This is a genomic window from Nostoc sp. TCL240-02, from assembly GCF_013343235.1.
In the GTDB taxonomy this organism is placed as follows: Bacteria; Cyanobacteriota; Cyanobacteriia; order Cyanobacteriales; family Nostocaceae; genus Nostoc.
In genome coordinates, this window is sequence record NZ_CP040094.1 from 5216437 (window position 1) to 5225460 (window position 9024).

At 42.6% G+C, this 9024-nt stretch carries 15 protein-coding genes; 13 read left to right on the forward strand and 2 right to left on the reverse strand.

Features of this window, described 5'->3' with window-relative positions; genetic code table 11:
• Positions 1-224: 224 nt before the first annotated feature.
• Positions 225-497, reverse strand: coding sequence for a hypothetical protein (locus FBB35_RS22310; protein ID WP_174711460.1), 273 nt, complete (start codon positions 495-497; stop codon positions 225-227).
• Positions 498-682: 185 nt separating this feature from the next.
• Between FBB35_RS22310 and FBB35_RS22315 the strand changes: the two genes are divergently transcribed.
• The 12 genes from FBB35_RS22315 (at position 683) to FBB35_RS22370 (ending at position 6864) form a co-directional block, all read left to right on the forward strand.
• Positions 683-943: a helix-turn-helix transcriptional regulator gene (locus FBB35_RS22315; protein ID WP_174711461.1), complete on the forward strand. Its 261-nt coding sequence runs from the start codon at positions 683-685 to the stop codon at positions 941-943.
• A 145-nt stretch (positions 944-1088) separates the two neighbouring features.
• Positions 1089-1475 carry a hypothetical protein gene (locus FBB35_RS22320; protein ID WP_174711462.1) on the forward strand — a complete coding sequence of 129 codons (387 nt, stop codon included), beginning with the start codon at positions 1089-1091 and terminating at the stop codon, positions 1473-1475.
• Complete coding sequence (locus FBB35_RS22325) at positions 1381-1947, forward strand: hypothetical protein (protein ID WP_174711463.1); 567 nt, start codon at positions 1381-1383, stop codon at positions 1945-1947. The genes FBB35_RS22320 and FBB35_RS22325 overlap by 95 nt, the downstream gene beginning before the upstream one ends.
• A gap of 26 nt (positions 1948-1973) precedes the next feature.
• Positions 1974-2144, forward strand: a complete 171-nt coding sequence (locus FBB35_RS22330; protein ID WP_174711464.1) for a hypothetical protein — start codon at positions 1974-1976, stop codon at positions 2142-2144.
• Positions 2137-2412, forward strand: a complete 276-nt coding sequence (locus tag FBB35_RS22335) for a hypothetical protein (protein WP_174711465.1) — start codon at positions 2137-2139, stop codon at positions 2410-2412. Before FBB35_RS22330 ends, FBB35_RS22335 begins: the two co-directional genes overlap by 8 nt.
• A gap of 3 nt (positions 2413-2415) precedes the next feature.
• Positions 2416-2799 (forward strand): hypothetical protein, encoded by a 384-nt coding sequence (locus FBB35_RS22340; RefSeq protein ID WP_254625661.1) that lies wholly within the window; start codon positions 2416-2418, stop codon positions 2797-2799.
• A gap of 271 nt (positions 2800-3070) precedes the next feature.
• Positions 3071-3337, forward strand: a complete 267-nt coding sequence (locus FBB35_RS22345) for a hypothetical protein (RefSeq protein ID WP_174711466.1) — start codon at positions 3071-3073, stop codon at positions 3335-3337.
• Complete coding sequence (locus FBB35_RS22350; protein ID WP_174711467.1) at positions 3318-3644, forward strand: hypothetical protein; 327 nt, start codon at positions 3318-3320, stop codon at positions 3642-3644. The genes FBB35_RS22345 and FBB35_RS22350 overlap by 20 nt, the downstream gene beginning before the upstream one ends.
• Positions 3628-4359, forward strand: a complete 732-nt coding sequence (locus tag FBB35_RS22355; RefSeq protein WP_254625662.1) for a hypothetical protein — start codon at positions 3628-3630, stop codon at positions 4357-4359. The genes FBB35_RS22350 and FBB35_RS22355 overlap by 17 nt, the downstream gene beginning before the upstream one ends.
• 4 nt (positions 4360-4363) lie before the next feature.
• Positions 4364-4828: a metal-binding protein gene (locus tag FBB35_RS22360; protein ID WP_174711468.1), complete on the forward strand. Its 465-nt coding sequence runs from the start codon at positions 4364-4366 to the stop codon at positions 4826-4828.
• A gap of 8 nt (positions 4829-4836) precedes the next feature.
• A complete protein-coding gene (locus FBB35_RS22365; protein ID WP_174711469.1) occupies positions 4837-6708 on the forward strand; it encodes a hypothetical protein in 1872 nt (623 codons plus the stop codon).
• 3 nt (positions 6709-6711) lie between these two features.
• On the forward strand, positions 6712-6864 hold the full coding sequence (locus FBB35_RS22370) for a hypothetical protein (RefSeq protein WP_174711470.1): 153 nt from the start codon (positions 6712-6714) through the stop codon (positions 6862-6864).
• A gap of 165 nt (positions 6865-7029) precedes the next feature.
• Here FBB35_RS22370 and FBB35_RS22375 read toward each other — a convergent pair whose 3' ends face one another.
• Complete coding sequence (locus FBB35_RS22375; RefSeq protein ID WP_174711471.1) at positions 7030-7533, reverse strand: 2TM domain-containing protein; 504 nt, start codon at positions 7531-7533, stop codon at positions 7030-7032.
• Between the two features lie 402 nt (positions 7534-7935).
• On the opposite strand from FBB35_RS22375, the gene FBB35_RS22380 reads away from it, so the two are divergent.
• On the forward strand, positions 7936-8652 hold the full coding sequence (locus tag FBB35_RS22380) for an ROK family protein (RefSeq protein WP_174711472.1): 717 nt from the start codon (positions 7936-7938) through the stop codon (positions 8650-8652).
• The last annotated feature ends 372 nt before the right edge of the window (positions 8653-9024 follow it).

The following is a 9024-nucleotide window of genomic DNA, read 5'->3' on the forward strand; positions in this document are numbered from 1 at the left end:
TCACGGATTTCTAAAAAGTAACAGGCTGTTTTAACATCAAAACCCTTCCTGGAAAATTCTTCAGGAGGGTTTTGTTTGGGAAGAGTCACTCTTTAAAATCGCTCAACAACTCCTCCAATACCTCCAATAGCTAGAGGATATCTTCACGCTTTATCCAGCCGAGTTTGGCAAATCTATCTTTGATTTCTTGTAGGCGTTGGAGGTGTGCTTGATTGTCATCCACACTATTCTCCGGTTGCTAACCTAACAAACATTTCTTCAAAGCTCAATCCTTCTTGCGATGCCTGAAAAGCTATCAACTCGCACCATTCAGGAGTGAGGCGACGAACAGAAGCACTCAGCAAACTAGCTGAATCAGCCGCCATGCCCCTTTTTTTGACGGCAGCAGCAGCCTTTAAAACCCAATAGTCCATGTCTGCTAATTTCGCCGTCTGTACTCGTGTATCGTCTATTTTTGGCAGCCTAGCGGCTATTTCATCCCAGTTGGGAGCTTCCATATCACTTTCTCATAGCTTTTTATCTGCTGCTATACTACACTAATCCTAGAGAAAGCGGAAAATGCGGTCTTGGGGTCTCCCCAGGTAGAGCAATTTTCAAAGAAAAGAGATGCGCCCCCCAGTGGTAACGACACTGAGAGACGACTTCCCCAACACAGCTATTATCTGTAGAAGGAGCAATTAACATGATGGACTTAAACGATCGCGATCGCAACCCACCAGAAATCCAATCACTTCATGATTTTCTCTCATTTCATCCAATGTACCAGCACCAGCTTGCTCAGTTAATGGGTGTGACAACATCGGCAGTAGAGAAATGGAGTAGGGGCGATCGCTCTCTTACCTCACGAACTTTAACTCAGTTAAACACACTGCATGAGCGATTAAACCACAATCCCGAACTAAGAGAAAAGTATGTCAGAACCGCACAATGTGCAGTTTGTTGAGAACAAGTAAACAGTAACCGCACAATGTGCAGATATTGCTATTGCCCGCCGTGTGCGGGTTTTTTATTATGAACGTTAGATGAGCGGATTTAGGAGCTTCCTAAATCCGCTCATCTAACGTTCATCTAACGTTCATTAAACGTTCGTGCCAACGGCAAGAAAGCCACTAGAAGTTAGCTTTGTGGATGGTTCTGGAAAACTAAATCGAATTTGGCGAAAGCCAGAACTGCTAGCTTATCTGCAAATTTCCGATCCCACCTTTAGGCGAGATAAGGCATTGCTCGTGAAGTACTGCCCAGAATTACAACTTGCCAAAAGGTCAAGAATCTTTAGCGATCGCCACCGCCACGCTTTTGATGTAATGCGGGATTGGCGAGATACAGGATACATCGGCGAAAGCCTGGTTTTTAAACTTAAAGAAGAAGGATTGCCAAATTATGTCTCTTACCAAACAAGAATTAAAGAAGCGCCTAGTCGGATGCGAAAACATAGGCGAAATCAACGCTATCCTGCAAGCCTCTGGCATGGCTGATATCACGGAGATATCTGAAGAAATTGCCCAATTCGTGGAGACAGTCTACGCCTTGATTAAGCAAGGGTATCCATTGGGGCAGGCGGTTGAATATGCAAGAAGCGGCGAAATTCCAGAGCCGGAGATGGATATGGAATCATTGCTTACTACCCAGATGCAATCTGGTGCTGACTTTAAGAACCAAGTAGAAGCAGACATTTTGCATCAAGATGTAACTAACGGTGGCAAGCAATATATGCAGGCTTATTTTGCCCTTCTGCCAGCCGTTATAAACAGTGAAGCTGTTTTAAACGATCCAGGTGTTGCTGCATCCCGCGAAGCCGCAACAAAAATGATTCTTGGCGATCGCATTGGAGCAAAGGGACAAACTTTTTTGCATCGGGTAGTGATTGGCGCGGCATCCAAGAACTTGCTACCGCAGTCGCAACCAGTCAGGGCAGCATTATCGGCCGGGCAGTCCGACAAGAAGTAAATCAAATTAAATGCGCGAACTACCTGATGTTTGGTGCATCGGCGGGGGCGGCGACAACTACAGCTACAGCCGCCGTTTCGGTAGCAATGCACCAAGACAGTCCAATTACTGCTGTCTTAGTAGGTGGAGGAATTGGGATTACGTTAACTGCTTTCGCTTCAGTTTTATTTTTGTTAGGGACTTCTAAAAATGGCTAAACCGATTGGGTATTGGACAACTTTTCAACCAGGCGATCAAAGTTTGCTTTCCCAAATGGAGGGTGCTTGGGGTTCGCATTTTGAAGGACTCAATGAAGCTGAACGAGTTTGGATGGTTTATCAACTTGCCAGTCAGCTTTTGTTAGATGCGGAAGGTTCTGTTAGCGACACAGTTCAGCAAGTGATTCAGCACACTAAAACGGGTGTTGACAATCTCAACAAACTAGGGCTTATGCAAGCTCTAATTGAGCAAGTAAAGGGAGGGTGATAAGTGTACAGCAGCAAATATCAATCACCTGCAATACTTGGGATGCTTGGATTGCTGCTTATCGCCTCTCCATTAGTTTTTCGGATGCCATTGAACTTTCAAAAGTTCAATTTACAAAATTCTGAAGAATTGGAGCAATATCGTGCCCAAGCTAAATCCAATACTGCCGAGAAGCTTGATAAACTCGGCATCATGCCCAGCTTTAAAAAGCTTAAATTTCGTCGATATTTGGACGACCCTAGGCGCAACCCGATGCCAGATACTACAGGGTATTTAGATGATGAAGTCGTGATAGTTTACGACTCGGCAGGACGTTGCATTGGACGAATTGAGGAGCGTAAATGGCTTTGGAAACATCACTACAAAAATGTCTGCAAAATTAAATGAATAGAAGATACACACATCCCTTGAGGCTTGAATTGATAGACCAAGAGCAAATATTTGATGGCATTTTGTTAAGTATCACAGAAATACACTAGGTAGCGCAAGTGACGCAGTAAAACTCTATTTAGAGCTTTTTAATAGTCTTCAAATTGGCTTGAGCGCAGACATTTTAGCCTATAAAATCTGGAAGAGATACGATGCTGATGAAGAAGACAGAGAAATGATTAAGGTTATAAAAGACTGGATTAAGCCCACCTAATAGTTCTACAAATAAATGACTAGATCGACGCATCCTAGACTTCAAGAAATTTACCAACATTATGCAGAAAGTTACCGCGAACCTTCTGGATGTACTCAGAATGCAATACTTTATTACAAGAAAAGTTTAGCAGATGATATTGGAAAGTTAATTAATTGTCCCAATCATCCACCATTATTTTTCCCTCTGGATCGACTTGAAAAAGCTTGGCTGATTTTGAGCGGAAACGATGATGTCGAAGTTAGTAAATTGGAGGTAGATTGTGTCCAAACGAATCATTAACCTTGGTGGTGGCAACTATAACCAGAATATTCAAGGTGACTACATTCAAGGTGAAAAGCAACCTAGTTCAAATGAAGCTCAAACCATTGATGTAGATGTTATCAAAGCAGAAGTTGAAAGCATTAAACCTGCTAACCAAGAGGTAAATACAGGAGGGGCGAATTATACCGATGATGTAGATGTTATCAAAGCAGAAGTTGAAAGCATTAAACCTGCTAACCAAGAGGTAAATACAGGAGGGGCGAATTATACCGAGCGCGTTGATGGCAAAATCTTTCGAGGAGACGTGTATGGCAATACTCGATAAAAATGGCGCTCCGATGCCACCATCTGATGCTGGAGAAAACAGCACCAAGCCTCTTCAAAAACCCCAGGCATCGGGAAACAGCTTTTTTGAAATCTTGGCTGAATGGATTGTCAATATTATTTCAATCCCGTTCACATTCCTCTCCACCATCCTTGAGCAATTTTTAACTCCTGGTTCATCTGGAACAAGAATTATTGGGGGAATTGGATTCATTTTTGGAACACTACTCAGTACCGATGGCATTTGGCAAACAATGTTTCAAGGAACTCCTTTATTTCCTTGGTGGGAAGAGAACTGGATTGGCTGGACGGGATGGTTACTGATACCTTTCAACTTACTTTTTTGGATTGGCTTTGCCATGAGTGCCTTAATCCAAATCATGGAAGCCCGAACTTTACGAGGGAAACGTCCAGACCAAGCTAAAGTCGAATTTGAAGAATCGCAACAGTACAATCTACCCTCGCGTCCCACTGGAAAAATTGATTTGTCTAAAGCTTTATGGGGTGATTATAAGCGGGCTGGAATGAAGGAACGTCGCACTGGATCGGGGATTGCCTTATTTTTCTGGGCGTTTGATATTGTTACCACATTCGCTGGTCGCAACCCGTTTCGGTACACAGAACCAAGTCAAATTTTGGGATGCTTTGCTTACAACATCCTGTCGATGATGGCAGGTGAAACAGGATTCGCCATTTGGAAACTAACGAAAAAATAAGCAAATGGCATCAGGGAAGTGGCACGATCGCTCAATTTTGATATCAGCCCCTTTTATTGGGGGAGGGTGTCTCTACCTTTTTCACAACTGGGCAGCAGCTTTGATTTTGACAAGTTCGCATTTGATTGGTGGATGGTATTTATCACCAGATTTAGATTTGAAATCAAGACCTTATTACAGATGGGGCGTGATGAAAACAATTTGGCATCCATATCAAAAACTTATTCCACACCGGGGGAGGTTTTTTCACCGCAATCCTTTGTCTCATGCCCCAATAGTCGGTTCGGCGTTGCGAGTCGGTTATTTATTATTGTCTTGTTCAATTCTTGCATTCTTACCTTGGTTTAATTTTTGGGCAGTTTGCGCTTGGGTGGTGAAAAATCAAATGCCAATTTATTTGGTATTTGCAGGAATTGAAATTAGTGCTTTAGTGCATCTGCTGATGGACATTGCTAATACCAAAAATTAGGAGGATGTATGGACTTTTCGCAGCCTATCGGTACTAATGAAATACCTGATTTAATAACCAAAGAAACCCGAAGGCTGCGGCAAAAGTATCCAAGTATCGAACATTTGGAAGCTGGACACGCTGCTTCTTGGTTGCAAGAGCGGCACGATCAATTGATGTCTAAAGCACAGCGATCGCGCTCGGAAATGAATCTCTCAAAGTTGGTGACTTTGGCTGGTACAGTGATTGGTGCTGTTTGCTACGCCACAAGTCCTCTGGCTAGCATTGGAGCGATAGTATCAGCGGCAGGTTACGTCTGGTCGTTGGGTTTAGATATCAATGATTCGCACCGATTCGCACCCATTCCTTTCGTCCGGGATAATCTGCTGGAATTCCTCTCAGCAATGGGGGACGCAGAACTTCGGGAAGATTGGCTTTCTCAAAGAAACGAGATTGCAGATTTGATGTTCCACTTGGAACTTTTGGAGCGATATGAGTTTGGGATGCTGCGAGAGTTGCATGGGATATTAAGTGAATATCTTGACCAAGTAGAGCCAGGGAAACGGTTTTACGCCTATCGTTGGCTCTCGGATCGCTACATAGACTATCAAGGCGCAATCCCAGACAAAGATAGTTTAAACAAGCATCTGCAAACGGTGAACGTTGACCCCAGAATAAATTACCCTGTTGTCGCGGCTATCCAAGACAGAACAACATCTCGCACAATTATCCCCCCAACAGCGAGAACAGTTTCACTGCCAGCAGCATCAGACCAAATTGCGCTGCCACAACAACCGCTATCCAATCCGATTGCAATCCCTCAAAAGTCTACCGCAACGCCAAAAAATTTAACGGCAGACCCTCAAAAAATGCTCGAACTTCCAATACAGGTTCGGGCCTCCCTATTGACCAAGGGACTGATTCAAGATGGCTTTAAAATTGACGAAGTTTTAAACTCTCAAGTTGTCGCAATCTGCGGCACACAACGCGGTGGCAAGGGGACTTTAGCGGCGATTCTGGCCACGATCGCCTCGGCAATGGATTCAAGTTTAATAGTTGAGTATTTTACCGCCGGCGTTGATATTTATCCATTTGAATGCAACCTAACTTCAGGATTGCAATTTCCTGGAAAAAGTGCAGATACGGCCGATTTACTTGTCGCCCAAAAATTACTAAAGTTTCTCAAAGACTTAGATAACTCCCAACCTTACAGCCACAAAAACTTATTTTTAGTAATTGATGAAGCGATGCGGTTGTTGTCGCTATTGGAAGAGAGCGATCGCACCTGGGCAATTCAATATCTGCTGTCTCGTTTCGCCAAGTGTGGCGGAACTTTGGTTATTGTGCTGCACGGCTCGAACCTAACTTCTGTGGTTGGCAAGGCGACAGCTGGACTTGCCGATACCTTCAAAATGTCTATAACTTTCATCGGATGCGTGGCAGTATCCGTTCCAGTACCAGGTTCCGGGCTGCGGAAAATGAATGTGGCTAGCGGCGAGTACTTTAAAGCAAGTCCTGCGAACTTTGGAGAACCCATCAATGGCGGAAATTTAGGGGCGATTCCCGACTGGTTAAAAACTGAGAAGAATCCCGGAAACGGGCAACCAGATCCAGCTAGAACCCTACTGAAGTTTTTTCCCGAACTTGCTCAAGTTCAAGATTCGGATGCTTTGACACAAAACGAGAGAGCCGAACTTCAAGACGCTGTTCAAAACGTTGTAAACGGCAAATTTACTATCTTTAATGTTGATAGTTCTGAAGCCGTAAGGATTATCAAAGACCTTGAAAAGCGGGGAAATTCTCAAGAACAAATAATTACCATGTTGTGGCAAGCATACCCGCAAACTCCTGAATGGGACAAGGCGAATCAGGAATACGAACTACTCCTAAATAATCGATAAACTATGATTGAGCGTGAAATTCTAAATGCAGTCAGTTTTTGCGCGATCGTCAATAAAATGATAGAAACGGAAGGGCGATGGAGCGATACCTGCGGCAACCCAAAAGCGATCGCCTTTCACAACCGCAAAGACTTACTGCAAAAATTTGCTTCCTGAATAATTTTTCACAACCTCACATTAGGGCAAATTTAGTTCAGAGGTTATTTTGAAAGCTCAAAACTCTTGCTATTAACACATTTCGATAATCCAAGCTCCCGTTTCTCCTGCGGGGTTTTTCTTTGAGTTACCGATGTCTACAAAGAGTTACACCTAGCAAATCTACTAAACCTGTAATGCTTTAAACCACTTATTCAAAACTGTGCTGATAGTTTTCTTAATCTGATGATTACGGCTCCACTTCTGAAATGCTATTTCATACTCTTCGCCTTTGATTTGAAAAGTATTCCATACATCCAGTCCTACAGGTAATCCGCAGAATAGTAAAATGTACAGCGACCAAGAAATTCCGCCACCAGTTAGTAAGTTTAACAGTATAAAAAAGCCATTAAAAATTGCGTAATTCCCTAGACGCTTCTGAAATCTTCTAATCCGGTAAGCGTCAAAAGCTTTTCGCTGTTGGACTTGACCTTGTTGTACTAACCAGTCGCGCTCGGCTAATTTTAAAGAATCAGGTGAAATTTCTAACTCAGCAGCAATTTCTAATATCTGCTCATAAGAAAATTCTGTATTTTTGTCATTAGCTTGACGAACGATCGCTAAGTGGAGAATTTGTTGGACATCTTCTTGGCTATAAGAGCGGATGCTGTGAGGTTCAAACGCTGTCATAATTCTTTCTCTTATTATTACTTTTAATAGAAATTTGTTGCCTGATAGATTTTAAGCAGCTATGCCAGTACTATTTCCATTATCTCTACATTAGCAAATCTCGATGTTGTCGTGCGTCTAATGTGTTGATATACTACTCAGGACTCAGGACTACTAAACTCCGGTTGTCCATAGGCTTGGCACTCTCCAGGCTGGAGCGTCTCTGTGAAGAGCAAGGTAGCCACGACGAAGATTCTTTAATCTTAAGACATGAGTTGCTCAAATCTTGCTGGCGCTAAGTTGAGTAGATAACTCATCTCCTCCACTTTTCCCTCAATATAAAGACTCTCCAAATATCCGAATCCGATCGCATACAGCAGAGCATAATATCGAAAGAACAAGCATTAACAAGGATGTAACTCAATGGTTGAAGAAAATGGATCGATTCGTACCCTATCGGTTGATATTGGTGGTAGTGGCGTTAAGGCTATGGTTTTAGATATTACGGGAAGTCCTGTAACAGAAAGGGCGCGTTTAGATACACCTCAACCTGCTACACCAGAGGTTGTAATTAATGCAATTGTTGTGTTAGCTGCGGCTCAAGGTGAATTCCATCGCGTTTCGGTGGGTTTTCCTGGTGTGGTTCGATGTGGAGTCACGGAAACGGCGGTAAACTTACATCCAGATTGGATTGGATTTGATTTGGAAACAGCGTTATTAAAACACTTAAACAAACCTGTACGGGTGATTAATGATGCAGATATGCAGGGGTTTGGTGCGATTGCAGGTAAAGGTGTAGAACTGGTGATTACTCTCGGTACAGGGTTTGGTTCAGCTTTATTTGTAGACGGTAAGCTAGTACCAAATATGGAAATGGGACATCATCCATTTCGCAAAGGAGAGACCTTTGAGCAGCAGTTAGGGCGTGCAGAGTTAGAAAAAATTGGTGATAAAAGATGGAATAGGCGTTTAGAAAAGGCGATCGCATCCTTACAACATCTGTTCAATTATGATTACCTTTACATTGGCGGTGGTGAAGCTGTCAGAGTGAATTTCCAGCTACCTTTAAATGTAAAACTCATCCCTAATATTACTGGTTTATTAGGTGGTATTGCTTTGTGGCGAGATGAAAAAAGGTAAAAAGTTTTTCAACATCCACAACTAAGCTTGTTAAGCAATGTCTAAGAGCGAGTTATACCTACGCGCTCATAAGGTGCATCCTTTCTGAACATTTAGAAATGTTATAAACATTAACACAGGTTAAGCATAGAATTGTATACACATTATTTACATTGCTACCATGTAAATTTGTCATGCAGTAGTCTAAACTCTAGTTTAAATTCAAGACCGTACAACAACGTTGTGCGGTTTCATCTTCTTGAGGTCGAAGTATGTGTTTTCTGATAATAGGGCGAAGGAGCCATATAAATTCAATTACAAAGCAAATATTTAGGAAACATAGCTGAATATTTCCAGATTTAAGTTGACAAAACTAGATAATTGTGTGACGAC

Bases quoted from the DNA above. Each gene is read 5' to 3' on its own strand.
- FBB35_RS22310 (WP_174711460.1), bottom strand. From the start codon at position 497: ATGGAAGCTCCCAACTGGGATGAAATAGCCGCTAGGCTGCCAAAAATA.
- FBB35_RS22315 (WP_174711461.1), top strand. From the start codon at position 683: ATGATGGACTTAAACGATCGCGATCGCAACCCACCAGAAATCCAATCA.
- FBB35_RS22325 (WP_174711463.1), top strand. From the start codon at position 1,381: ATGTCTCTTACCAAACAAGAATTAAAGAAGCGCCTAGTCGGATGCGAA.
- FBB35_RS22330 (WP_174711464.1), top strand. From the start codon at position 1,974: ATGTTTGGTGCATCGGCGGGGGCGGCGACAACTACAGCTACAGCCGCC.
- FBB35_RS22335 (WP_174711465.1), top strand. From the start codon at position 2,137: ATGGCTAAACCGATTGGGTATTGGACAACTTTTCAACCAGGCGATCAA.
- FBB35_RS22345 (WP_174711466.1), top strand. From the start codon at position 3,071: ATGACTAGATCGACGCATCCTAGACTTCAAGAAATTTACCAACATTAT.
- FBB35_RS22355 (WP_254625662.1), top strand. From the start codon at position 3,628: ATGGCAATACTCGATAAAAATGGCGCTCCGATGCCACCATCTGATGCT.
- FBB35_RS22360 (WP_174711468.1), top strand. From the start codon at position 4,364: ATGGCATCAGGGAAGTGGCACGATCGCTCAATTTTGATATCAGCCCCT.
- FBB35_RS22365 (WP_174711469.1), top strand. From the start codon at position 4,837: ATGGACTTTTCGCAGCCTATCGGTACTAATGAAATACCTGATTTAATA.
- FBB35_RS22370 (WP_174711470.1), top strand. From the start codon at position 6,712: ATGATTGAGCGTGAAATTCTAAATGCAGTCAGTTTTTGCGCGATCGTC.
- FBB35_RS22375 (WP_174711471.1), bottom strand. From the start codon at position 7,533: ATGACAGCGTTTGAACCTCACAGCATCCGCTCTTATAGCCAAGAAGAT.
- FBB35_RS22380 (WP_174711472.1), top strand. From the start codon at position 7,936: ATGGTTGAAGAAAATGGATCGATTCGTACCCTATCGGTTGATATTGGT.